The 24,042-nt window shown below is 53.6% G+C and carries 28 protein-coding genes; 13 read left to right on the top strand and 15 right to left on the bottom strand.

Annotation, left to right across the window (positions count from 1 at the left end; genetic code table 11):
* Positions 1-66: 66 nt before the first annotated feature.
* Together AC1931_RS05350 and AC1931_RS05345 are read left to right on the top strand one after the other, a co-directional pair.
* Positions 67-642, top strand: coding sequence for a Spy/CpxP family protein refolding chaperone (locus AC1931_RS05350; protein WP_483876212.1), 576 nt, complete (start codon positions 67-69; stop codon positions 640-642).
* Positions 643-852: 210 nt separating this feature from the next.
* On the top strand, positions 853-1,530 hold the full coding sequence (locus AC1931_RS05345; protein ID WP_483876211.1) for a YceH family protein: 678 nt from the start codon (positions 853-855) through the stop codon (positions 1,528-1,530).
* 160 nt (positions 1,531-1,690) lie between these two features.
* On the opposite strand, the gene AC1931_RS05340 is transcribed toward AC1931_RS05345, so the two are convergent.
* From AC1931_RS05340 to AC1931_RS05325, 4 genes are all read right to left on the bottom strand, one after another.
* Positions 1,691-2,116: a universal stress protein gene (locus AC1931_RS05340; RefSeq protein ID WP_483876210.1), complete on the bottom strand. Its 426-nt coding sequence runs from the start codon at positions 2,114-2,116 to the stop codon at positions 1,691-1,693.
* 64 nt (positions 2,117-2,180) lie between these two features.
* Positions 2,181-3,467 carry a TRAP transporter large permease gene (locus AC1931_RS05335; RefSeq protein WP_483876209.1) on the bottom strand — a complete coding sequence of 429 codons (1,287 nt, stop codon included), beginning with the start codon at positions 3,465-3,467 and terminating at the stop codon, positions 2,181-2,183.
* A 1-nt stretch (position 3,468) separates the two neighbouring features.
* Complete coding sequence (locus AC1931_RS05330) at positions 3,469-3,978, bottom strand: TRAP transporter small permease (protein WP_483876208.1); 510 nt, start codon at positions 3,976-3,978, stop codon at positions 3,469-3,471.
* 161 nt (positions 3,979-4,139) lie between these two features.
* Positions 4,140-5,174, bottom strand: a complete 1,035-nt coding sequence (locus tag AC1931_RS05325; protein ID WP_483876207.1) for a TRAP transporter substrate-binding protein — start codon at positions 5,172-5,174, stop codon at positions 4,140-4,142.
* A 374-nt stretch (positions 5,175-5,548) separates the two neighbouring features.
* Between AC1931_RS05325 and AC1931_RS05320 the strand changes: the two genes are divergently transcribed.
* Genes AC1931_RS05320 through AC1931_RS05310 form a run of 3 tightly spaced genes read left to right on the top strand, consistent with a single transcriptional unit; the run spans position 5,549 to position 6,838 of the window.
* Entirely contained in the window at positions 5,549-5,776 is a 228-nt protein-coding gene (locus tag AC1931_RS05320; protein ID WP_483876924.1) for an FGGY-family carbohydrate kinase, read from the top strand.
* Positions 5,773-6,315, top strand: coding sequence for a MauE/DoxX family redox-associated membrane protein (locus tag AC1931_RS05315; protein WP_483876206.1), 543 nt, complete (start codon positions 5,773-5,775; stop codon positions 6,313-6,315). The genes AC1931_RS05320 and AC1931_RS05315 overlap by 4 nt, the downstream gene beginning before the upstream one ends.
* The gene (locus AC1931_RS05310) at positions 6,305-6,838 is read left to right on the top strand and encodes a rhodanese-like domain-containing protein (protein ID WP_483876205.1); all 534 of its coding nucleotides are present in this window, start codon (positions 6,305-6,307) and stop codon (positions 6,836-6,838) included. Before AC1931_RS05315 ends, AC1931_RS05310 begins: the two co-directional genes overlap by 11 nt.
* Before the next feature lie 117 nt (positions 6,839-6,955).
* Here AC1931_RS05310 and AC1931_RS05305 read toward each other — a convergent pair whose 3' ends face one another.
* A complete protein-coding gene (locus tag AC1931_RS05305) occupies positions 6,956-7,987 on the bottom strand; it encodes a TRAP transporter substrate-binding protein (protein ID WP_483876204.1) in 1,032 nt (343 codons plus the stop codon).
* Between the two features lie 236 nt (positions 7,988-8,223).
* On the opposite strand from AC1931_RS05305, the gene AC1931_RS05300 reads away from it, so the two are divergent.
* The 5 genes from AC1931_RS05300 (at position 8,224) to AC1931_RS05280 (ending at position 13,555) form a co-directional block, all read left to right on the top strand.
* Positions 8,224-10,593 carry a peptidase U32 family protein gene (locus tag AC1931_RS05300; protein ID WP_483876203.1) on the top strand — a complete coding sequence of 790 codons (2,370 nt, stop codon included), beginning with the start codon at positions 8,224-8,226 and terminating at the stop codon, positions 10,591-10,593.
* A 92-nt stretch (positions 10,594-10,685) separates the two neighbouring features.
* Complete coding sequence (locus AC1931_RS05295; RefSeq protein ID WP_483876202.1) at positions 10,686-11,132, top strand: DUF4019 domain-containing protein; 447 nt, start codon at positions 10,686-10,688, stop codon at positions 11,130-11,132.
* A 37-nt stretch (positions 11,133-11,169) separates the two neighbouring features.
* Positions 11,170-11,880 carry a GGDEF domain-containing protein gene (locus tag AC1931_RS05290; protein ID WP_483876201.1) on the top strand — a complete coding sequence of 237 codons (711 nt, stop codon included), beginning with the start codon at positions 11,170-11,172 and terminating at the stop codon, positions 11,878-11,880.
* Between the two features lie 2 nt (positions 11,881-11,882).
* Positions 11,883-12,839: a D-2-hydroxyacid dehydrogenase gene (locus AC1931_RS05285; protein WP_483876200.1), complete on the top strand. Its 957-nt coding sequence runs from the start codon at positions 11,883-11,885 to the stop codon at positions 12,837-12,839.
* Positions 12,839-13,555: a YkgJ family cysteine cluster protein gene (locus AC1931_RS05280; protein ID WP_483876199.1), complete on the top strand. Its 717-nt coding sequence runs from the start codon at positions 12,839-12,841 to the stop codon at positions 13,553-13,555. The genes AC1931_RS05285 and AC1931_RS05280 overlap by 1 nt, the downstream gene beginning before the upstream one ends.
* A 76-nt stretch (positions 13,556-13,631) precedes the next feature.
* Here AC1931_RS05280 and AC1931_RS05275 read toward each other — a convergent pair whose 3' ends face one another.
* The 4 genes from AC1931_RS05275 to AC1931_RS05260 all read right to left on the bottom strand — a co-directional run bounded on the left by AC1931_RS05275 (position 13,632) and on the right by AC1931_RS05260 (position 17,510).
* Positions 13,632-14,294: a class I SAM-dependent methyltransferase gene (locus tag AC1931_RS05275; protein ID WP_483876198.1), complete on the bottom strand. Its 663-nt coding sequence runs from the start codon at positions 14,292-14,294 to the stop codon at positions 13,632-13,634.
* Between the two features lie 130 nt (positions 14,295-14,424).
* Positions 14,425-15,051 (bottom strand): DJ-1/PfpI family protein, encoded by a 627-nt coding sequence (locus AC1931_RS05270; protein ID WP_483876197.1) that lies wholly within the window; start codon positions 15,049-15,051, stop codon positions 14,425-14,427.
* A gap of 100 nt (positions 15,052-15,151) precedes the next feature.
* Entirely contained in the window at positions 15,152-16,477 is a 1,326-nt protein-coding gene (locus AC1931_RS05265; RefSeq protein ID WP_483876196.1) for a serine hydrolase domain-containing protein, read from the bottom strand.
* A gap of 544 nt (positions 16,478-17,021) precedes the next feature.
* A complete protein-coding gene (locus tag AC1931_RS05260; RefSeq protein WP_483876195.1) occupies positions 17,022-17,510 on the bottom strand; it encodes a gamma-glutamylcyclotransferase family protein in 489 nt (162 codons plus the stop codon).
* Positions 17,511-17,744: 234 nt separating this feature from the next.
* On the opposite strand from AC1931_RS05260, the gene AC1931_RS05255 reads away from it, so the two are divergent.
* The 3 genes from AC1931_RS05255 to AC1931_RS05245 all read left to right on the top strand — a co-directional run bounded on the left by AC1931_RS05255 (position 17,745) and on the right by AC1931_RS05245 (position 18,815).
* Positions 17,745-17,924, top strand: coding sequence for an SAP domain-containing protein (locus tag AC1931_RS05255; RefSeq protein ID WP_483876194.1), 180 nt, complete (start codon positions 17,745-17,747; stop codon positions 17,922-17,924).
* A gap of 64 nt (positions 17,925-17,988) precedes the next feature.
* Positions 17,989-18,399: a TraR/DksA family transcriptional regulator gene (locus AC1931_RS05250; RefSeq protein WP_483876193.1), complete on the top strand. Its 411-nt coding sequence runs from the start codon at positions 17,989-17,991 to the stop codon at positions 18,397-18,399.
* The gene (locus AC1931_RS05245; RefSeq protein WP_483876192.1) at positions 18,399-18,815 is read left to right on the top strand and encodes a hypothetical protein; all 417 of its coding nucleotides are present in this window, start codon (positions 18,399-18,401) and stop codon (positions 18,813-18,815) included. Before AC1931_RS05250 ends, AC1931_RS05245 begins: the two co-directional genes overlap by 1 nt.
* A 14-nt stretch (positions 18,816-18,829) precedes the next feature.
* Here AC1931_RS05245 and AC1931_RS05240 read toward each other — a convergent pair whose 3' ends face one another.
* The 6 genes from AC1931_RS05240 to phnD are packed head-to-tail and all read right to left on the bottom strand — an operon-like array spanning position 18,830 to position 23,985.
* Positions 18,830-19,813, bottom strand: coding sequence for a 3'(2'),5'-bisphosphate nucleotidase (locus tag AC1931_RS05240; RefSeq protein ID WP_483876191.1), 984 nt, complete (start codon positions 19,811-19,813; stop codon positions 18,830-18,832).
* A gap of 24 nt (positions 19,814-19,837) precedes the next feature.
* A complete protein-coding gene (locus AC1931_RS05235; protein ID WP_483876190.1) occupies positions 19,838-20,557 on the bottom strand; it encodes an HAD family hydrolase in 720 nt (239 codons plus the stop codon).
* Entirely contained in the window at positions 20,544-21,359 is an 816-nt protein-coding gene (gene phnE, locus AC1931_RS05230; RefSeq protein ID WP_483876189.1) for a phosphonate ABC transporter, permease protein PhnE, read from the bottom strand. Before phnE (AC1931_RS05230) ends, AC1931_RS05235 begins: the two co-directional genes overlap by 14 nt.
* Positions 21,359-22,177 (bottom strand): phosphonate ABC transporter, permease protein PhnE, encoded by an 819-nt coding sequence (gene phnE / locus AC1931_RS05225; protein ID WP_483876188.1) that lies wholly within the window; start codon positions 22,175-22,177, stop codon positions 21,359-21,361. The genes phnE (AC1931_RS05230) and phnE (AC1931_RS05225) overlap by 1 nt, the downstream gene beginning before the upstream one ends.
* Positions 22,174-23,007 (bottom strand): phosphonate ABC transporter ATP-binding protein, encoded by an 834-nt coding sequence (phnC, locus tag AC1931_RS05220; protein ID WP_483876187.1) that lies wholly within the window; start codon positions 23,005-23,007, stop codon positions 22,174-22,176. The genes phnE (AC1931_RS05225) and phnC overlap by 4 nt, the downstream gene beginning before the upstream one ends.
* 3 nt (positions 23,008-23,010) lie before the next feature.
* Positions 23,011-23,985, bottom strand: coding sequence for a phosphate/phosphite/phosphonate ABC transporter substrate-binding protein (gene phnD, locus AC1931_RS05215; RefSeq protein WP_483876186.1), 975 nt, complete (start codon positions 23,983-23,985; stop codon positions 23,011-23,013).
* Between the last annotated feature and the right edge of the window lie 57 nt (positions 23,986-24,042).

Below are 24,042 nucleotides of genomic sequence, written 5' to 3'. Positions count from 1 at the left end.
TTTGATTATAGTCCAACCATCAAAGCCCAACAGACGCTTCTAACTCACAGATAAAAGGAGAAAACCATGAAAAGAACAATGATATTCAGTTTGCTGATCGTTGGTGTGCTGCTGGCCGGAACCCATGTCTTTGGCTGGTCCGGTGGTACGGGAATGCGCGACTGTCAAGACGGCCAGCGGGCGACGCAAGGTATGATGGGCGAACATCGCCGGCAGCACCAGGAACAGCAACAACAAAAAATGGCGGTCATCCTGGACTTAAGCGAAGAACAACAGCAACAGCTGCAGGCCCTGCGCGAACAGCACCAGCAGCAACAGCAGGCCCTGCGCACCGAAATGCAGGCCAGCCGCGAGCAGCTGCGTGACGTAGCCAGAGCCAATGACGCTGATGAAGCCGGCATCCGTGCCGCCGTGCAGGAACACGCCGAATTGAAAACCCGGATGATGGTGGCTGGCGCCAAACACCGCCAGCAGGTAGCTTCCTTGCTGACCCCGGAGCAACAGCAGAAGCTGGAGCAACTGCGTGAACTCAAGGGCGACAATTCCTGCAGCAAGCATGGGCAATTCAAACATTGCGGTGCCGGTGACTGCACCCCCGGTGAAAGATCAGGATGCCGCGGTGGTCAAGGTCCACGCATCTAGACAATCATCAGCAACTTCAGCTGGGGCTCAATAACAGGCGATTGACCATTGTGGTAATCGCCTGTTATTTTTGTACCTGTTCAGACGGTATTCAACAGTTGCCAACCCCCGGCTGTTTATGTTGTATTCCATCCAAATTGATACTTTTTGCAAAAGCATCTATCCTGTCTAAAATTCAAAAAACCTCTCCACTTGCTAGAAAGAGTCACCATGGATCAACCACTGTCACCCGTTGCAATCCGTATTCTCGGCTGTCTGGTCGAAAAAGAGCTGGCAACGCCGGAATATTATCCGTTGAGTCTCAATGCCCTCACCAATGCCTGTAACCAGAAATCAAATCGGGATCCGGTCATGGCGCTGACAGAAGAAGAGGTTGCCCAAGGACTCGATGATCTGCGGCGCCGGCAACTGATTTATCGTTCCGCTGAAGGGGTACGGACCCTGCGCTATTGTCATCATCTTGAAGGAACCTTGCATCTGGACCGCCCCGAACTGGCGGTGCTGGCGATCCTGCTGCTGCGTGGACCCCAAACGATAGGTGAAGTCCGCACCCGTTGTGAACGGATGCATGCCTTTACTGACCTTGCCGAAGTGGAAGCCGTGCTTAACACTTTGAGGGCGGCGGAACCGCCCCTGGTCACGCAGCTACCCCGCCAGCCGGGCCGCAAGGAGAGCCGCTATATTGATCTGTTGCGCGCTGAGACCACGGCTGCAGAGGAAACGGAAGGGACAATGTCGGAACAGCGGGAAGGACAGGTCGCCAGCAGTGATCGTCTTACCCTCCTGGAGGAAAAAGTCTCGCTGCTCGAGCAGAAGCTTTCCCGCCTGCAGGAGGAGACGATCAGTATTCTCAACCAGTTTGACGAGTTCAAGTCACAGTTTGAATAGTACCCTCTACCCCATAATCTATCGCATCTTGCTCGTCTTTTGACGCGTCAACTGCGTTATGACCAACGCTTATTAGCTATGGCCAGGCAGCATCGATCATGCCTTGTTGATGTGCCAAAGTCCGGTGCAATCTTTGCGATTTTTTATGAGTTACAGGATACTAGAACAGCAGCACCGGACAACGCACATTGTGCAATACGTAGTTGGCAACGGAGCCGAACAGCACATCACGAATCTCGCCGCGGCCACTACGGCGCCCCAGCACCAGCAGCTGAAAATCCTCGTTGTTAGCGATCTGCGGAATCAGCCGCCGCGGCATACCAAATTCAATCCGCAGTTCAACCTCCAGGTCGGCAACACGCAATCTGTCGGCCAGCTTTTCCATCCGCTGGGTTGCCGCCTGCATGGCATTTTCCCGCACCATCTCAATCTGAAAATCGGGGATCATGCGATAGGCCAGCTGATCGTTGATCACGTGCAGTAGCACCAGATGGGCGCGAAACTGCTCACGCTGACTGATGATGTCATCAATGGTCTTGTGGGTCGTCGGAGAGTCATTAATCGGAATCAGTATTTTAGGTTTCATCGGTTACTCCTGTGGACCATCATCAATGACGAAAACCGGTTCGCTGAACTCTGGCAATGGCGTATCAACCATACACCAGGCGGGGTAAAAACAGCACCAGATCCGGCCAGAAGGTCAAAAGCAGCAGAATCGCAAACTGGATCAGCAAGAAAGGCAGGACCGCCTTCGACACATAGACCAGATCCCGGTTGACCGTCGCCCCGGAAATATACAGGCTGACGCCCAACGGCGGAGTACAGTAGCCGATCCCCAGATTAATGGTCATCAACAAGCCAAAGTGCATGGTATCAATACCGAACTGACTCAATAAGGGCAGAAATATCGGGGTCAGGATCAGGGTGGCGGAAATAATATCCATGAACATGCCAATGACCAGCAGCAGAATATTAACCGCCAGCAGAAACACCCACGGCGAATCGATACTGCTGACGACGGCGTTGGCAATCTTGTTGGGGATCTGTTCAAAGGTGAGGTATTCACCGAATACCGACGCTCCGGCAACAATGATCAGCAGGGTGGCGGAGGTGACCGCCGAAGACACCACGATCCGTTTGACGTCACGCACTTTCAGATCACGATGAATAACAATTTCGACAAAGAAGGCGTAAAAGCAGGCCACCACCGCGGCTTCATTGGCGGTAAAAAGGCCGGAGTAGATGCCGCCAAAAATCAGCACCGGCAACAGCAATGCCCAGATACTTTCACGGATAACCTTGACCGCTTCCCTGAAAGTCGGACGCTCAAGGGTCTGTAAACCCTGTTTTTTACAAACAATATAAGCGTAGACACTCATGGCTATCATAATCAACAAACCGGGGATAAAACCGGTTAGAAACAAGGCCTCGAGGGGGTCATTGCTGACCATGGCGTAGAGGATCATGGCAATAGACGGAGGGATAATAACGCCAAGAATCGGCGCTGTGGTCATCACTCCGACCGAGAACTTTTCATCATAATCATTCTTGATCAGCGCCGGGATCATAAAACCACCAATGGCCACCACGGTCGCTACGGTGGAACCTGAGATAGCGCCGAAAAAACCGCAGGCAAGAATTCCCGCCATGGCCAGCCCGCCAGGCAGAAAACCCACCAGGACATTAGCGGTATTGATCAATTTTTTGACAATGGTTCCGGTGGTCATGATGTTGCCGCAGAGAACAAAAAACATGACGACGACCAGAGCAAACTTGTCCATGCTGCGATACAGCACCTCAATAACGATGCGCGGATCGATATCGAGAAGAAATACCAGCCCGAAAGTGCCGGTAAAAAACAGCGCCATAAACACCGGTACGGTGGCCGCCAGGCAACCAAGCAACAGGGCGAGAATCAACAGATAGCTTAATTCCATGTCATTTCTCCCCGGTCACATCCTGGATACCGCGCCAGTCTTCAACCATCACGACCAGGCTACGGAAAAACATCATTACCCCCATGATCGGCAGCACCGCGTAAAAATACCATTCCGGGATCTGCAGGGTGCTGGTACGGGCAAAGGGGTCATGATACATCATCACTGTCATCGTCCACCCCAGCTTGATCATCACCCCGGAAAAAAACAAAACAGCAACGTGGGAGATCAGGTTCAGGGGCCGCTTGAGCACGGGGAAAATCTGCGGCAAGGCATCGATACGGATCAACGAACGACTGCGGATCGCCGTTACCGCGCCGATATAAGTAGAAAAAAAGATGACCTTACGAACCACTTCATCCGACCAGAAGATATTGATATCCCCCCCGCTCTTGCGCAGGATGACATTGGCCATGGCCGCAAACAGCGCGGCGCTGACTGCAATAAACAGGGACCATTCTTCGACAAACAGAAATGTTCGATCAATTTTTTTGAAAATTTTTTTCAGCATCGTCCGTGTCCGGCTCCGCCCACTCTTGCCATCTCCACTGCTAAAGGTGGTGTCAAGGTGAAGATCGTCCCTGCGCTTTTTGGTGGGCAAACGAAAGACGGGGCCGGAGAGGGATCCTCTCCGGCCCCGTCATGGCGAGGGCGATTATACAGAGATTATCTCTAACTGCCAAGCTTTGCCCGGACCAACTCCAGGTATTCTACTCCGATACGCTCACTCCAGCGCTCTAAAATTGGCTCGGACAGTTTTTTCAACTGGTTCAGATCAGCTTCCGACAACTGGTGAATCTGTACCCCTGCGGCTTGAGCAGCCGCGAGTTGCTCGTCATGTTGACGGCGGGTAGCTTCCCGCGATTTGGCACTTTCCTCCCTGACCACCTCCAGGAAGATGGTGCGCAGATCCTCCGGCAGACGATCGAGCCAGCGCTTGTTGACCAGATGAACGAACAGCCCCTGAGCGTAGTTCAGCTCGGTGAAATGCTTGGCAACGGTAAACTTTTTCGTGATATTGCAGACAATCGCGGTATGGTCAAGACCGGTAATAACCCCGGTCTGCAGCGCCTGAGGCACATCGGGCCAGGGCATCACCGTGAATTTCAACCCCCAGGCACGATAAGCATCGGTATTGACTGGTGCTTCAGCAATCCGGAAATTGACGCTTTTGGCGGCCTCAAGGCTGTCTACCGGGACCGTGGTGGCCCAACCGTAAGGACCATAGTTGGTAATATCGGCAACATAAATGCCCCCGGCCAGAGCACTGTCGGCAAAAGGTTGCCAGATTTCCGGATCCGATCTGAAAGTATCGAGTTTATCGAAGGTATCAACAACATAGGGCAGATTGACAATCCCCAGGGTGTCGGCCACATTGGCCGCGGCAACCGAAGAGCTGAGCATGCCGTGGACAGCACCAAGGCGGAGCTTGCTGATTACATCACGCTCTCCCCCCAGTTGTGCCAGGGGACGATAGTCGACATAGATCTGACCATTGGTGCGCTCCCAGACCGCATCGCGGATGTGATAGCCGGCAGCAACCCCCTCAATAACCGGATGTGAGATATTCGACAAAATGTAGGTATACTTTGCCCCACTGGGATCAAACTTGGGTTGCCAGTTTGCCAGAGGATCATCATTCGCCCAACCCTGGCCTGCCAGAATGATCAATACCATCAATACCGCTACAAGCATTTTTTTCATCATGAAACCTCCTGAAAGAATAAAATTGATCAAACCTTGTTTGATCTTCACAAAAAAAAGTTAATTATAAGTAAATTCAACTAGTTAGAAGTTGACTGTATACCTCTGAACTACTCTCCGGTCAAGAACAATTATCATTCTTTCTGATGCGTTCTGCTTTTCTATCCCCTGTAACAGGGCCCAAGGTATCTGCTTTACCGATATGCCGCATTCATCAAATAGATATTATCCATTTGACTTGACGTGATGTTCGGACTATTCATCCGGTCAATACCACCAAAATAACCGTGCTATTTCTTTTTATTTATCGGAGAACTTTATGCAGGAAAATTTTTCCGTCAAAGCTGATCATGAGCTCTGGGCAAAATTTGAAATGGATGGTGAGCGCTATAAAAGTTATCGACCGTTTGAGCAGCATGTTGGAACCGATCGGACTGCAAGGGAAACTGGTGTTCAGTGGCGGAGTCGCTCGTAACCAGGTGCTGGTAAAGCTTCTCGCGCAACGACTGGGGCGACCGGTTCATGTACCTGAGTCTCCCGAAATTATCGGTGCTTACGGTGCAGCCCTCCGCCTGGCGGCGATCCCGACAAAGCAACCAAAATGAAGATGGTATCCCACGTTCATAAGCCGACAGGAGCAACCAGGGTGCTGTTCACCTCAACGCCGGCGCGAGGTCTTTACCACCTCTGCCGACTGTTCACGGCAGGTGTTTTTCTCTGGTCGGGCGTGACTAAAGCGCTGAACCCCGCTGATTTCGCAACTATTATCGGTGCTTATGGGCTGGTTCCGGACATGCTGACGGGCGTTGCCGCCATTGTCCTGATTTTGGCAGAAATCATTGCGGCGGTCGGACTGTTGTTTGAAAAAACCGGTGCATTATCAGTGATTGCACTGATGACCTTGTTATTTATCGCTGTTCTTGGCTATGGAATTGCTCTTGGTTTGGATATTGATTGCGGTTGTTTTGGCCCCGAGGATCCGGAAGCGGATGCCTTCCATAATTTACAGGCGGCTCTGTATCGCGATCTTCTGTTGTTGCTGACCATCGGGTATCTCTACCTGTGGCGTTTTTTTAACCAGCTGACGCCTCGACCCTGGTGGTCGCGGTGTCCATCTCCCAAGGAGGAAAAAAATGTTTGTTAAGCGCTTTACCATCCTGCTGACTCTGATTGCCGTATCTTTTCTATTTAGTTTTCCGGCGCACAGTTTTTTTGAAAACAAATTTGAAAAAGAGGTAAAGGCTGAAAAACAGGCTGTTAAACTGACTCGGGAAGTTCAACGAGGGGGGTACGACGTGGTCACTACTGCCGAGCTGAAACAATGGCAGGATGAGGGACGAAACATGCTCATCATCGATACCATGCCTCTTGAAGACAGTTATAAAAAAGCACATGTTCCCGGCGCGGTCCAATTCCTGTTTCCCATTCCGGACATGAACGAATGGAACAACAACGAAACCGCCGGCAAAACTCAGGAAGAATATGAAGCCCTTCTGGGCTCGGACAAAGATCGCCTGATCGTCATTTATTGCGGATTTGTCGCATGTACACGTAGCCACAACGGAGCGGTCTGGGCAAAGAAACTCGGGTACAATAACGTTTTTCGCTACCCCGGGGGCGTGTTTGCCTGGAAAGGTGCCGGTTATCCGGTTGGTAGTGTGAAATAACTGAAAACACCAGCAAGACCGTTCACCTCGTAGGCAACGCAGCCGGTCTCTGAAAACCAGGCGCCCCTTCGGAGCAAACTTTCCGAAGGGGCGCTTTTCAGTTGTCATTTCCGGTAATTAATGATTCAAGCGCTGCTGTACCTGTTTCAGGAAATCAGCACCGATACGATCCTCCCACTGCTTGATCACCGGTTGAACCTGATCTTTCATGGCAGCCAGATCCTGCTCCGGCAAGCGATAAAAAGACACGCCGGCGGCCCGGGCCTTGGCCATTTCCCGCTGATCCTGCTCCTGGCCGGCGAGCCGGGCCTTGTGACTTTCTTCGGTGATAATGCGCAGCAGAGTTTCCCGCAAGTCTTCCGGTAAGCGCTGCAGCCAGCGTTCGTTGATTAAGTGGATGTAAAGCCCCTGAGCATAGTCAATCTGGGTGTAGTGTTTGGCGGTATTAAAAAAGTTAGCGGTACCGGTCACCGTCGGGGTATGGTCAAGACCGGTAATAACCCCGGTCTGCAGGGCCTGGGGGACATCGGGCCAGGGCATCACCGTGAACTGCAAACCCCAGGCACGGTACATATCAATATTTACCGGCGCTTGCGCAATCCGAAAGATCACGCCTTGCGCCTGCTCAAGACTGGTCACCGGGCTGCGGGTCGCCCAGCCGTAACCACCATAGGCGGTAAAATCAACAACCCGGATACCGGAGCGCAACGCCTCGGCGCCGTACTCTTCGAACAGCCCTGCATCGTTACGAAACTGCTGCAGTTGATCAAAACTGCCGACCAGAAATGGTAAATTCACGAGTCCCAGGCGCGGTGATACGTTGGGCGCAGCCACCGAAGAGCTCATCATTCCATGGATGGCACCCATCCTCAGCTTACCGATCACATCCATCTCGCCGCCAAGCTGGGACATGGGACGATAATCAACGAACAGGCGACCCTTTGTCTCTTCCCACACCCGGTCGCGGATGCGAAAACCGACACGAACACCTTCTATCGCCGGATGGCCGACACAGGAGAGCAGATAGGTGTGTTCCGCTCCACGAGGGTCAAATTTGGGCTGCCACTCGGCCATGGGATCATTCGCCAGCACCGGACCGGGCAGCAACAAACAAGCCACAAACAGAATTGCCGTCAATTTTCGTTTCATTGTCTCTCTCCTTGTTAGATATCAGCACCACATCAATGGCGCAGTAGAACATAATCTCGCCTTAGAAACAATAAGTTAGATCGCTATACCGGGATCTGATAGGGGCTTTTGGGGCGATCTGATCGCGGCAACTGACTCAGCTGTGGTGAACCGGCAAACTGAAAAACAGCTGCATCCGTACCAGTCTCTGTGTTAATGGTAACCTGACTCACATACATCGTGGAGATAAGCACCTTATGCCGCAAGCTGATACATCTGGAAAGCCCGAGCTGCTCGCACCGGCCGGTAGCCTCGAGGCCTTTTTTGCCGCTGTTGATGCCGGCGCCGATGCTGTTTATACCGGCTTGAAAGACTTTTCCGCCCGCGCCAAGGCCAAGAATTTCAGCCTTGCCGACATCGAGCGCATGGCCGGCTACCTGCATGCCGACGGCAAGCGCCTCTACGTCACCCTCAACACCCTGATCCGCGAAAATGAACTATCCCACCTGATCGACACCCTGTCAGCACTGGAGTCCTTTGCGGTCGATGCTGTTATTATTCAGGATCTCGCCATCTGGAAACTCGTCAGGGAGCATTTTCCCAGTCTCGAAGTCCACGCATCAACGCAGATGACGATCCACAATGTCGCCGGTGTTAACATGCTGGAGCGACTCGGTTTCACGCGCGCGGTGCTGGCGCGGGAACTGACCCTGGCAGAGATCTCTTATATCCGCAGCCGGACCCGCCTGGAGCTCGAACATTTCATTCATGGGGCCCTGTGTTTTTCCTTCAGCGGCCAGTGCTACTTCTCATCGTTTCTGGGTGGTAAAAGCGGCAACCGCGGACGCTGTACCCAACCCTGTCGGCGCAATTACCGCCATCATCAACAGCAAGGGTTTTTCTTCTCCCCCAACGACCTGTCGGCAATCGACCTGCTGCCGCAACTTGCCAGCGCGGGAATCTGCAGTTTCAAGATCGAAGGACGGATGAAAAGCGCCGAATACGTACACAAAGTGGTCGGTGCCTACCGGCGGGTCATGGATGCTTCTGATGCTGAGCGCAAACAGGTTCTTGCAGGGGCCAAACAACAGCTCAAGGAGAGCTTCGGCCGCCAGCCGACCCGCGGCTTTCTCTCCGGCAGTCAACCGGATGATATCGCCATCCCCTCGCAAAAAGGGGCAACCGGGCGTTTTATCGGTAAAATCCGTCAGGTTCAGGGCAGTCGCTTGAGCTTTACCTCCTCACTGCCGTTGCATGTAGGCGACCGCTTGCGAATTCAGCCTGCCAACGACAAAAGCGGCAGTGCGTTTACCCTGCGCCAACTGTTCAGCGGGACATACCAGGTAAAAAAATCTCCCGGCGGCAAACAGGTGACTGTCATCTCGCCCTTTGACCAGCGCTTCACTCCCGGCGACAGCGTCTTCATGGTTGCCAGCGCCGACGCCTTTACCTTAAGTGATAGTGCCGCCCGCCGCAAACTGGAACACCGCCGGACTGGAGGAGAGATTGTTGACCTGGACATCAAGGTCACCCCTACCAGCATCGCCCTTACTGCTATCGTAAGCGGCCGGAATCTGGATTTTGCCTATCCCATCACCAGCTTCGCTGCCACCAGTCAACCCCTCGACCCGGCAGTACTTGAACAGGTTTTCGCAGCTGTTGCCGATGAACCCTTCGTGCTTGGATCATTGACCTGTGGTGATCTGCCGGCGATTGTTATCCCCCCCAAACAGCTCAAGCAGATCCGCCGCACCTTTTATCGCGAACTACGCCTGGCGCGCCAGCTGCAGCTGCAGCAGCGCCGCCGCGATCAACGCGAGACCGCCATCGCTTCCCTGCTACCGGTCGGCAGCAGTTCTCGTCAGGTGCCCGACTTGCGGGTGGTGCTCGGCGATACCCGCGAGCAACACCTGCTCAATAACGCGCGGGTCAATACCCTGTTACTTCCCATCAACCGTCACAGCCTGCAGCAAGCCGACAAATTATGCCGCCGTGCCGCGAACATCATCTGGGATCTGCCCTTCGTCCTTTTTGACCAGGACTGGCAGGAACATCAAACGGCGATCCGCACCCTGGTACAAGCGGGTTTTCACCAGTTTCGTCTGAGCAATCTCGGTCACTTCCCTCTGTTTGACGGACTCACCGGCCTCAAGCTTTACAGCAGTTATCGCCTGTTTGCTCTTAACAGTCAGGCGGTCGCCGCTTTAAGCGAACTGCACATCGCCGATGTCGAACTCTATATTGAGGACGACCGCCACAACTTGGCAGCTATCCTCTCCCGGCAACTGCCGGTGCCTGCCAGCTTGATGGTATACGGTCGGGTTCCGTTGCTGACCTCGCGTATCCGCGTGCGCCAGTTGCGCAGCGACGGTCCAGTTCTGTCAGACCGTGATGATACATACCGGGTTCAACAACGTCAGGGGCTGACCTGGCTGTTCAGCGAAACACCCTTTTCATTTATAAGCAACATCAAGGAACTGGAGCAGCTCGGGTGCTCCGGTTTTATCATCGATCTATCACATTGTGGTGCTTCCAGCACCAGTGGCAAGCTGGTGTTGGAAGCTTTAAGCCGTGGCAGCGACCCGGCACAGTGCAGCAAATTCAATTTCGAGGCCGGGCTGGAGTGACACCTCCGGTCCTGCGGACCTGGCAGATCGACATTGCCCTGACCGCTAAACCCGACTATAGTACCTGACTGTGAAATTTCTCGATGGAGGAGATGATGCTGCAGCGCCGCTCAATGATTCACGTGTCTCTGGCCATAGTTGCCCTGATGATTATTATCTATCCTTATTTCAGTAATAAGCCGGATCCGGAAAAGGTAGAGCAGGCTTCTGCGGCAGCGGTAGCCTTCCTTAACCTCCTTGACAAGGGCAGTTTTGAAGAAGCCTGGATCCAGAGTGCCACCTTCATGCGCGAAGATATCCCGCTTGAAACCTGGCTTGCGCAGCTTAATCAGGTTCGTAGCCAGGTTGGAGCCTTGCGCGAACGCAACCAGTCCGACGTCAACTATACGAAAGAACCAATAGAAGGAATTCCTGAAGGGGAATATATCTCTTTTTTCTACTCCAGCCGGTTTGATCATCACAACACGGCCCGCGAACGGGTCACCCTGTACCATGAAGCCGCCACATCCTGGCGTGTTGCAGGTTATTTCATTGAGTGATCCCTGAATATTACCCACCAATGAAGCGAAGAGAACAATGACCGCTAGCGATCCTTCAGCCGCATCACCCGCACAACCACCCCGCGCAACCTGCCCTGTTGGCGCGCTCTGGTGCCCATTTCCTGACGCATTGACGGATCTGCAGCAGGAACTTGATCACCTCAGTCTCCAGGTGCGTACCGATGCCCTGACCGGGGTCGCCAATTATCGGTCCTTTATTGAGACGCTGGAACTTGAAATCGAACGCTCAAGCCGCAACGGACGCCCAACCAGCCTGCTGATGATCGACATCGATCACTTTAAAAAGGTTAACGATCTCCACGGCCATGATATCGGCAATCAGGCACTGGTTCATGTCGCCAGGGTGATCACCACACAGGTACGCAAGCTCGATCTTGTCTGTCGTTACGGTGGCGAAGAATTCGCTGTCGTTTTACCTGAAACCGACCTTCATGCTGCTATTCCCGTGGCCGAGCGCATCCGCCTGGCCCTTGCCGGAACCCCCCTGCAACAAGACGGGTTACAGCTTAAATTAACCGCCAGCCTCGGACTGGCAACCTACCGGCCTTATTCCTTAAGCTCCGCAGCAGAGCTGATCTCTCAGGCAGACCACTACCTCTATGAAGCCAAACAGGGTGGTAGAAATCGACTCTGCCATACCGACGTGCCCCAACCCGAAAGTATCAGCAATGAGGAGAAGCAAAGCCTCCTCAAGTTGTTCGGGCGCGACGCAAACCAAAAGGATTGAGTATGAAAATTGTTGTTCTTGATGGCCATACCCTGAACAGTGGCGATCTTGACTGGGCCCCTCTCAAAGCCCTGGGAACCTGTATTATCCATCCACGCACCGACACTGATCAGATTATTGAACGAGCGCTGGATGCCGAAATCGTCCTTACCAACAAGGTGCCAATCAGCGCTGAAACCATGGCCGCCCTTCCCAATCTGCGTTACATCGGCGTGCTGGCTACCGGGGTCAACCTGGTCGACCTTGACGCTGCCGGGGATCGGGGAATTGTGGTCACCAACGCTCCCGGCTACAGTACTGACTCGGTTGCCCAGATGGTCTTTGCGCTACTGCTGGAAATGGCGCAACAGGTTGGTCATCATGCCCGAATGGTGGCGGAAGGGGCCTGGGTCAGCTGCAAGGATTTCAGTTTCCGCGATCTCCCCCTGTGCGAACTGGCCGGCAAAACCATGGGGGTTGTCGGTTATGGCGAGATCGGCCGACGGGTGGCGACCATTGCCCGCGCTTTTGGTATGCAGGTGCTGGTCCAGACCGCTCACCCGGAAAAATATAAAAATGAGCAGGGGGTCACCTTTGTCGATGTTGACCAGCTGTTTACCGACAGTGATGTGATCAGCCTGAACTGCCCGCTGACCCCGGAAACCGACCAGCTGGTCAACACCGCGCATCTGGCCCGGGTCAAACAAGGGGCCCTGCTGATCAACACCGGCCGTGGCCAGCTGGTGAATGAGGCGGCCGTCGCTGCAGCCCTCGAAGACGGCTATCTTGGCGGTTATGCTACCGATGTCCTGGCGACAGAGCCGCCGCATCCGGACAATCCACTGCTGAATGCCCCCCACTGCATCATCACCCCGCACATCGCCTGGGCTACCACCGAAGCGCGCAGCCGCCTGCTGGCTATGGTGGTCGACAACATCACCGCCTTTTTGCAGGGAGAACCCCGCAACCGGGTAGCCTGATGCACGACAACAGGCTCCGGCATCAGCTGCTATCTGCGCGCCAACAGCTGGATGACGCCATTGCCGACATCCGGCACTCCTGCCGGGATCAGGGACGGGATCTTTACTGCCGGTCAGGGTGTGGTAACTGCTGCACCCTGGCGGTCCATTGCAGCTACCCGGAAGCGGTGCTGCTGGCAACCGGCCTGTCAGTCGCACAACGCAACCGAATCAACGACCGCTTGCCGGTATTGGCACAGCTGTGTACCAAAGCCGGAGATCTCAAGGAATTTCTCCACTCCTACCGTCAGCAGGGGGGCGGGTGCCCCCTGCTCGATCCTCAGCAGAACTGTTCCAGTTACAGCGAACGCCCGTTGTCGTGCCGGGCTTTGTTATCAACGCGTCCGCCGGCCTGGTGCGGCGTTGACTTCTCGACCCTTCACCCCCACGAAAAGCAGGCTTTTTTAAGCAGCCTCGATAAAAATCTTGTCGCATATCCCAGTCATTATCTGGCACGGCCACTGGAACTTGCAGCAGCGCTGGAAAAATCCCTGGATGACGACTTCGCCGCCCAATCTCAGGTAAAAATCACCGGCAACCTGACCTGGCTCCTCGGACTGGAGCTCAATTCACAGGTAAGTGAGCGGTTGGCGCAACGGGAACAGGGGCTTGTTGAATGGTTGCTGGAGCAGCAGCAGCGGTACCCGTATCTGCTGCAGGTAACGGCGATTATTTGACGATCTGCGCTAGGGGAAGGTCAAGGCGGCGGTGCAACGGTTCAGCCACGACCACACCTGGTTTTGTTGTTCGAGATTACGCTGACGTATTTCCCGTCCGCGTTGACATCAGAGTGTTTTTCTGGGCAATAACGAAAAGGTCTTTTGTGATTTCACCGTCGTTTTCTTCGTAGTTCTGTTCCGTTATTTCTTTTATTTCAAAACCCGCCGATCCCAGCAGTTTGATTATCGATGCTCGTTTAAAATAATTGAAATAGATGTGTTTTTGCGAAAAACCTGTTGATTCGTAGTGAGCTGCGTTTCCTTCCATGAAGGAAAGGTAGAGGTAACCATTGGGGTTGACGATGTTGCTCAGACGTTGAATGAATTGTTCGGTTTCTTCGTTTGAAAGATGGACAATGCAAAATGATGCAATGGCGATGTCGTAGGTGTTTTGCAGGTCAATGCACCTCAGGTCCCCGACATGAAACTCCCCGTTTGGGACATTTAACCTTGCAAGCCTCACCATTTCTTCAGATAGATCAATGCCTGTTATCTCGTAGTCCGGCTTTTGGTCGCAGAAAATTTTTGCTACATTCCCAGGGCCGCAACCCAGATCGATTACTGATGTAGCTTGAGAAGCGTACTTTTTCTGGAAATGCAGAATTCTGCTTTTATACGGAGCAAAATCCATAAATTTCGCAGCGAATTTTTCCGCTGATTCATTGTAGGCACTGATTGTAACGGCTGTTTTATCCATTTTTTGTGGGTAGCTTCGCGCGCTGACAAGCGCTCAACGATAACCGGCGGGTGAAACGATGCTTGCAACCCACCGCACCTGGTTTTGTTATTTGCAACATTGCAGGGGCTTATCTGTCATCCACGTTTTGTCAGGTATTTTTTACATATGCAGGGGCTTCGGCGTGGTTTTCAAAGCCACCGTACCTGACCAAAGAGGGGTAATATTCTGCTGCAAACTGTATTTTACCGGCAGCTGTTTCACCGGCAACACTTGCAATGAAAGCGAGCATTAAATCCGTGCCGGCAGAAACCCCGGCAGAAGACCATAGGTTACCGTCCTGAACATAGCGCTGTTCAACAACCGTTACGTCACCGAGTGCTCGTAATCGTTCCAAAGACCCCCAATGCGTTGTTGCCTTCCTGCCGGATAACAGCCCTGCGGCATGCAGCACAAAGGAACCGGTACAGACCGACAGAACAGCCTTGCAGTTCTTAGCTTGATTGACAACAAAATCAATGAGCACCGGGTTGTCAACCTCTGTGCGTGTCCCTTGGCCTCCCGGAATGAGCAGATAGTCAAGAACAGGGCAAGACGTAAATGAAGCGTGCGGGTTGATCGACAGCCCCTTTGCACAAATGACTGGCTCAAGCCTTTCGCTAACAATAATGCAGTTTTCAGGGCCATCGGCGTGCTTTTTCCACATGGTGAGCATTTCCCACGGCCCGACAAAATCGAGTTCTTCGACCTGATCGAATACAAGAATGCCAAAATTCATGAATATCTCCTAGGCATAACGTCTAGCACACCAGCGACAAAATAGCGTAGCAGCATTGCCGTCCGTTGGAACGCCTTGTTTACCCATATCTATGTGCCCGTCACTGTTTCATCAAATACTTAGCTACGGCTTGATAGGCAGGCAACGAGGTTGGGTCAATATGTGCGTTCTTAGCGGTGGGAAAAGATGCAAGCCGAACGATGACCATCTCGGCGGTTGGGTCTATATAGATGGTTTGTCCGTGAACACCCCGGGCAGCGAAAGCACCATGTTCATCATGAAGCATCCACCACATACTACGGTAACTACCGCCTTTAAGCGTTTTGTAATCAGCCTTGGCAAAAGCGTTCCTATCGCCACCGCCTCGAATGTTCTCTACGACGGCTTTCGGGAACAGGCGATGCCCGTTAATCTCTCCGCCGTTAAGCATTAAAAGCCCAATGCGCCCCAGGTCTCGCAGACCGGCACTGAGTCCGCCGCCGGCGAAAGGCGTTCCCTTAGCATCTACAGTCATATATCCATCTTGCTCTGCACCCATCCTGCTCCAGATACGCTCCGACAGCAAGTGCGCAAGGTCTTTGCCCGTGACCCGCGATACAAGCCAACCCAATGCGTCCGTGTTGACGGTTCTGTAGCCGAATACCTCACCGTGGACGCCGTCCTGCTTAACGGATTGCAGATACTCAAAATAGCCGTTTGGGCCTTCATAATCCTTTGGTTTCGGAAGTGGGCTTGCTGCCATTGAATAGACCCAGATATCCGCTTTTGGGTCGGAGTAGTCCTCGCTGTAGTCAAGCGCCGTGGTCATATCCATGACTTGACGCACAGTCGCGCTACCAAACGCGCTTTCCTTAAGTTCCGGGATAATTGAAGAGACCTTTGCCGTATCGTCGAGCCGTCCCTCAACCACCAGGATCTCGGCCAAGAGTCCCGTAATGGATTTGGTCATCGACATAGCGGCATGCTTGCCCATCTCGTTGAGACAACCGAAGTACTTTTCGTAAACAATCCGGCCCCTGTGAAGGATGAGCACGCCATCGGTGTAGTTGGCCGAAAGCGACCCCTTCCATGTCATCGATTTCCCTCCACCCATAGGTGTGAAGGTTACGGCGTCAATACCTTCTTTAACTGCGTAATCCAGCCGGCCTGGCGCGTCGATGCCTCTATTCACTTGCTTTGTCGGCATCAGTTCCCGAATGTGGCATACCGTCCAGCGCAACTTAGGGAAGCTAAAGAAATCGGATTCCGGCTGCATAATCAGCTTTTCAGGCGGAGGGGGAAAACCCGCCATCCAACCCAACTTCCTTGGGTCTGAATTTTCAGCGCTCAATGGGCTGACAGATTGCGCAGCAGCGTGCTCAAAACCGCCAAGCAAGACAAGTATGCCTATGATCATCACGAATGCACTGCGTACTGAATCCGGCATGGCTGTTCCTCCTTGCGCGCCATAGCAGAGACGACAATTTAGGGCGAACTTGTATATAGACGGACCCGTACAACAATGCCTATTGAAGGGCCCTTGTCAGTATCAAACGCCACCGACCGGCATAATGCCGACGCGGTGGCGTTTGATCTTCAGTGTGGTGTTCCTCATCCTCAGCCCCCCTGAAAATGTACCTATTTTCTTGATACCCCATTAGTGAGGTGTTGTCAATTTATGCCAGGGAAACAGGGCGCAATGAATCGCGCGCCTACAGTTGCACTTGACCTTCTTCCCCATTGTGACGCAGCGGGCACGAGAGTGCTTGGGTGGCGGGTACAGGGAAGCAACAGTTTGAGGCAAGAGCCGGGTTTTGCCGACCCGTCATGCAATCGGCTTGCTGACCGCTATCCGCGTCAGCGGACCAGGAGTATGGGCGCCTTTTTCCGCATCCTCTTTTGTGGCAAGATATAAAAGGATGGCGGCGGGCGGGGCCGCGCACCGGCGGCCTTGATCTGGTTTTTGATCTGGACTAATCAGGATAGATTGTTCAGGACAGTTCCAGGTACCCCTTGTAGGACGTGCGAAACCTTTCTTTGCCGCTGCCCAGGAATTCTGCAAAATCCCACTCAACCTCCTCCAGGCAAGTACCGAAACCTCCATTAACAACGTAGGTTTGCACCGCCGCAACGGTGCCGTCAGCGAGTTCAACCTGCGCGCCCAGACGCGCGTACATTTCACCCTCAAACCGGTCCAGCAGGGTCCAGGCTGCCTCCGTGATATCCCGGTAAATCACCCCTGTAACTAAACCGGCCGTGTCCGGCACCAGGGCGGGATAATCCTCGCCTTTGACCCGCAAGCGCCGGTAACCACGCAGAGTCGCGAAGGTAACCGACCGCTGCAGCCCCGATACTTCTGTCATAATGTCCGGACACATAAGTGTTCCGTAGGCAAAAAGATGCATTGATTTGTCCAGTTTCAGTGGAGGAAAGGATATCCGATAGATGGTCTGGTTGCGTGCTGCTTCAGGCTGCTTCAAGTCTTTTAACCCTGAGCTACGAATCCTTGTCCAAGTGTGCCCGGCAACCTGTCAGGAGTCAATACACGCAACAGGCACCCACCGACCAACGTAACCGGTGCACTGCCGATTCAGAGCCTAACTGGCAGGTTCTCACACAAAAATCACCCCTTTCTGGTCGTTTCCTAATAATTTAGCGCTAAAAAGTTCGAAAATCCTGTCAGACCGAAGGGTACAAGCAAAGGAGAGCAGTTCATGAACGTGAAAGAAATAAAAAAACTGGCAGCACAAAAGGGTGTCCAGATAGGACGATTGAGAAAAACAGAGCTGATCCGGTCGATCCAGTCGGCGGAAAAGAACCCGGTGTGCTTTATGACTGATCAGGCAGATAACTGTGAAGAAACCTGCTGTCTGTGGCGTCCCGACTGTCGTTAGGTACACCGCCTGTTAACGGGAATAAAAATGAAAACATCGTAAATTCACAGCCGGGAGGGAATCGATGAGTATGCAACAGAATATCGCACTGCCATTGAGGAACCAGGATCATTATCTGAACAATGATCAGCTCGATTATTTTCTAATGATCTTAACGGATTGGCGAAAGCGCTTACAGATTGAGTACAACGAATCTCGCCAGCGCATCCGTCTTCAGGATGAGCGGGTTGGCGACATTGTCGATCAGAGTATCAAGGAAAGCGGAACCACCATGGAAATGATTAATTATCGCCGTAAACGTTCCCTTCTCGTCCAGGTCGAGGCCGCCTTGCAACGGATCAGTGACGGTACTTACGGCTATTGCTTGATGACTGAGGAAGAGATCGGAGTTGAACGGCTGCGCTCTTATCCCATCGCGACCCTGTCGGTTGAGTCACAGGAACTGGTAGAACGGCGGCGCCATTGGAATATGTAATGCTGAAAAACTACCACTGTTCATCCTCCGGCCTGCTGCTTGATGAATCTGATGAGCAGGAGGTGAGCCCGTCACTGGTTCATCGTCTTGACCGGCAGAGACTTTTTGATCTTCTTGAGTTTGCAGAAAAATCCGGTGTCAAACTGATCTCCAGAACGATTCCGCAGCTGTCGTTGGCAACCGTTCTTGACGCCTATGACAACGAGTTTCAGCTGAGCTGGCTGTTGTCCGAGCCGGTGAAGGTGATCCACCGGGGTCATCATCGTATCACCTGTCCGGCCCCTGATGAACCGGAGCGCTCGCTGGCGCTGGTCTGTGCGGAAACCCTGCTGCATGCCGGCAGCAGTAGAATCCGGGGAAAGGTCAAGGCGTTATTGCAAGAAGCGGACAGGTCAGATCTTTCCGTCCCGTGGTGAGTGATCGGACTTGATCAATCCGGCCGTTTTCCATTGATCGACAGAGCACGGATTGCCTCAGCGTGAGCCGAAGTCACACCGGCAACAATTCCCCGGTTGGCAGCGAGCAGGGCGCCAACTGAAAAATCCAGGGGTTGACCATCCAGATCCGTGACCAGGCCACCGGCTTCCTCGACGATCAGCACACCTGCGGCATGATCCCAGATTTTTTCGTGCCGGCTGACAGCCTCTTGTTGCGGCAGACGTAAATAAAGTGCCCCCATCCCTGTGGCCAGCAGGGCATATTTTGCCTGGCTGTCGACCCGCATGGGAGGCAGAGTCATTCCCAGCGATCGGGCGATGGCTTCCTGGCGGGGGCGATCGTTATGGTCCGTCTCGACACTTTCCAGCAGTCGATAACGATCCGACTCAACAGATTCAGTCAGTCCAAGCCTGATCGCCGGACCGCTATCCTGAGCCGTCATAAAGGCCCCGCTACCACGAACAGCATAGAACAGTTGCCCCGCCAACCTTTCTGACGGTAACATCAGCGCAGGACAGGCCAGGATGCCGAGAACAATCCGGCCTTTATCGATCAGCGCTAACGCAAGGGCATATTGATCTCCACGGATAAAGCCTCTGGTGCCATCAACCGGATCAAGCACCCAGAAGCGCCCCTGCGGTGCGTCGTTGCCCAGATCGACCCAGTCACACACAGTCTCCGATTCGGCGTTGGAGACATAAGGCTGAAGATATGCGCTCACCTCCTCCAAGACCGAACCTCCATTTGCCTGACGCAGGGAACCCGCATCTTCCTCGGCAACAATCGCATCCTCGGGAAATTCCCGGTTAAGCACGTGACATACCAAAGCCTGCACCGCAAAGTCGGCAATTGTCACCGGCGAAGTATCCGGTTTCAGCATCGTTTGTGGCTTGCCGGATTTTTCCCGTATCTGCCTGGTCATTTGCGCTGCTTGACGCATGACCTCGACAGCAATCTGACGCTCCTTGGTGTACATGATATTCCTGTTATTTCAGGCTGTTCAGCGCCTGATGAATGTTGAAGATCGGCGTAGCAGGCTGATAACCGGCCAGCCACGTTGTGTAGCAATATTCCTCAACTTCTCATCCGGATCAACGGCAACGGGGTTGGCAACGCGCTCCAGCAACGGTAAATCATTGCTGGAATCACTGTAGAATGACGCGCCATCAAGAAGGGCGGGTCCCACTCCAGTCCGTTCCAGCCATTGTTCGACCGCCATGATTTTACCCTCGCCAAAGCAGAGCGTTTGTCCCGGGCATCCGGTAAAAACGCCATCAATCAGTTGCGCTTCGCTAGCAATCAGATGCTTGATATTGACCAGCTTTGCCGCCGGTTCGGCCAGAAAATGGTGGGTCGCCGTCACGACGGCACAGATGTGCCCCTGATCATGATGCGCACTGACCAGGTCAGTGGCTCCGGGAGCAATATGCGGTGCCAGTTTTTTTTCACTAAACAGCTCTCGCAACGTCATCAGTGCCCTTTGTGGAATGCCACATAACGGCTGCAGCTGAAACCTCATGTAGGCCGAAAAATCCAGGCAACCATTGACATAATCGGCATACCAGCGTTGCTGCTCACGAGTGATCCATTCTTTATCAAGATACCCCTGATCAGCGAGAAAACCAAGCCACAGGCTGTTTGTGTCCGCTGCCAGCAGGGTGTGGTCAAGGTCAAACAGGATCAGCTGTGGCGGCGGCTTAACTGTTCTAGATAATGGCATGCCGCACCCGTGCGGATACCCACTCACTGACCACCACCGTGCCCAGGATGACGATAAAAATCAAACTAACCTGCGGCCAGGCCAGGGTATTGAGGGAGTGGGACAGCTCCAGGCCGATGCCGCCGGCACCCACCAGGCCGAGAACCGTGGATTCACGGATATTGATGTCCCAGCGGAATACTGATATCCCGGCAAAAGCCGGCATAATCTGGGGGACGATGGCATAGTCGAGCACCTGCGATCCGGTGGCACCGGTGGCCAGGACCGCTTCAACCTGGGAGTGATCGATCTCCTCGATGGCTTCATACAGGAGTTTGCCGATAAATCCGATGGAGCGCAGGGCGATGGCGATAATTCCGGCCAGTAGTCCGGGCCCTAGAATCGACACCAGCAGCAGCGCCCAGATCAGTGAGTTGATGGAGCGCGAGGAGACGATCACCAGTATCGCCAGAGGTCGCAGATAACGCTCGCTTGGAGTGGTGTTGCGGGCTGCCATAAAGGCAACCGGGACGGCCATGACAATGCCCAGCAGGGTTCCCAGGGTGGCGATATTGAGGGTATCCCAGAGTGGCTTCCACAAGCGTTCCATGTACCCCCAGCGTGGCGGGGTCATCCGCTCAGTAATGTCCATCACCTGTTGGGGGGCATCCTGGACAAAAATCCACAGGGTATTTTCATTCATCAGGCGCCAACAGAATACGAACAGGGCTACCAGCAGCAACCAGCCGAACCATGCCAGCCATTGCTTGCGACTGGTGCGATGTTGCCAGATGTTGTTTCCATCCCGATCAAGTATCGGCATCACTGCACCTTTTTGCGGATAAAGCCGGAAAGATACTCCGACAGCAGAACAATACCGATAATGATGATCAGGATCGCGGCCGCGGATGAATATTCGTAGCGGTCAATAGCCGTGTTCAGGGTTGCGCCGATGCCGCCGGCGCCGACAATGCCGATCACCGCTGACTCACGAAAGTTGATGTCGAGCCGGTAGAGGGACAGACCAATCAGTCGCGGCATCACCTGCGGCTGAATGCCGTAATTGATCAGTTGCAGCCAACCGGCACCGGTTGCCCGAATCGCTTCGGTCTGGGATTCGTCGATATCTTCGATATCCTCAGCCAGCAGTTTTGATAAAAAGCCGATGGTGGCAAAGGCCAGGGTCAGAAATCCGGCCAGCGGACCAAAGCCAACCATCGCGACAAACAGGATGGCGATAATCACCTCCTGAAAACTGCGGGACAGGGCGATGATAGAGCGACACACCAGATAAACCGGTGCCGGGGCAAGATTGCGTGCGGCACCGACACCGATAGGTACTGAAATCAGCACTCCGATGACGGTCGACGTCAGGGTCATGGTCAGGCTTTCGACGATACCCGCCCAGATATCCCCACCGCGCGAAAGAAAATCGGGGGTGAAAAACCCGGAAACAAAAGCCCAGCCGCGCGGCAGACCGTCCCAAACCCGAGACCAGTTGATCTCGATGGAATTCAAGCCAAGAACAAGATAAGCCACAATGCCGAGCAACAGCCCGTAGCGCAACCACTGATTGCTGATAAATGGGGGCTTTTTCCAGTGGCTCGGATAATCACCGGCAACGGCAGCTGAAACATTCATCGGGCAACCGCCAGTTTTTTCTCGGTCAGTGACTCTTCTTCCTCCTCCACGGGGGATTCCTCGGCAGGTTCTTTGCGGATAGTGGCATTCCAGTCCTCGGCGCCGTAAATATCAGTCAGCACTTCAGCGGTCAGGCCGTCAGGTGCGCCATCGTAAACCACTTGCCCCTGACGCAGCCCGATAATCCGCTGGACAAACAATTGCGCCAGGGCAACATCATGGATGTTGATAATCGCCGCTAATTGACGTTCCGCACAGATCTCGGTGATCAGGCGCATAATCTGGCGCGAGGTTTTTGGATCGAGGCTCGCGGTCGGTTCATCAACCAGTAATAAATCCGGATTCTGCAACAAGGCACGCGCGATACCGACACGCTGACGCTGACCACCGGACAGGGCATCAGCCCGTTTATCGACATGATCCAACAAGCCAACCCGGTCAAGCACGGCAAAGGCCTGCCGCACTGCTGGAGCTGGAAAGCGGCGGAACAGACTGCGCCAGAAACTGACGTAGCCCAATTGCCCGGAGAGCACATTCTCCATCACCGTCAAGCGCTCGACCAGGGCATATTCCTGAAAAATCATCCCCATGCGCCGCCGGGCACGCCGTAATGCCGACTGGCTCAGCGCGGTCAGTTCGAGCTCTTTGAGCTGCACGGTTCCTGCCGTCGGGGCCACCAGGCGGTTGATACAGCGGATCAGGGTTGATTTGCCCGCCCCTGAGGGGCCGATCAGGCCGACCACCTGCCCCTGAGGGATCTCAAGGGTGACTCCCTGCAGGGCCAGGTCTCCGGTTTTATAGCGTTTTGTCAGTTGGGTGAGGGTCAGCATTGATCAACGACAATCATAGGTGACACCCATGGCCTTATCGATGGTACGTACCACGGCCCAGTGCTCTTTGTAGGTGATAGGAATAAATTTCGCTTCACCTGAATTCTTGAATTCTTCTTTTAAGGCCGATCCCTCCCAGGGAAAGCTGAAGAAAGCTTCCTGGATTTTTTTCTGCAGTTCCGGATGGAGGTTGTACGCCACGCCGTAACCGGTGGTCGGGAAGGTCTGCGACTTATAAATGGTTTTAATCTGTTCCGGTTTCACCACTTCGCGGGACAGCATGCGATTCAGTACCGAATTGGCAATCGCCGCTACCGGATAATCCTTATTGGCAACACCAAGGATCGAGTTGTCATGCTTGCCGGAAAATACCGGCTCATAATCTTTTTCAGCAACCAGTCCGTATTCAGCGGCCAGCAGTGCTGAAGGGGCTTTAAAGCCGGAATTGGAGGTTTGAGACGTAAAGGCCATCTTGCCACCGCGGATATCCTCAATTTCACTGATACCGGAACCGGGATAGGTGATGATCTCCATCTCATATCCGAAGCTGTTGTCAGCCCGTGCCATCATGGCGAAAGAGCGAAAACCGGCACAGTTAACCGCAATTGGATTGGATCCGGTATTAAAGCCGGCCACGTGCAGACGCCCGGCACGCATGGCCTCAAGTTGGGCAGCGTTTGACTGAACCGGAAAGAATTGCACCTTTTTACCGGTAACCTTTTCCATATGTTTGATGAATCCGTCCCAGACCTTGGCATAAACGGCCGGGTCCTCAACCGGCGTATAGGCAAACACCAGGGTATCGGGATCGACCCACTGCGTTGGGTCTGTGGGAATATCGGCCACCAGGTCGCCGTCTTTATCGCTAAAGCGGGGATCCATAGCTGAAGCGGCGCCGGCGCTGAGCACCATCAACAGAAATAAGGTAAACAGCAACAGGGTTAAGTTTGTAGCGTGTTTTTGCAGGTGCCTGGTCATGGGGTTGTCTCCTTTAAAAAGTAAGAATAGCCGCGAATAACAATAGCCCTTACACAT

Source organism: Pelovirga sp. C15f (assembly GCF_057178085.1).
Note: the sequence above shows the minus strand (reverse complement) of the source record. Positions and strands in the feature narration are given on the sequence as shown.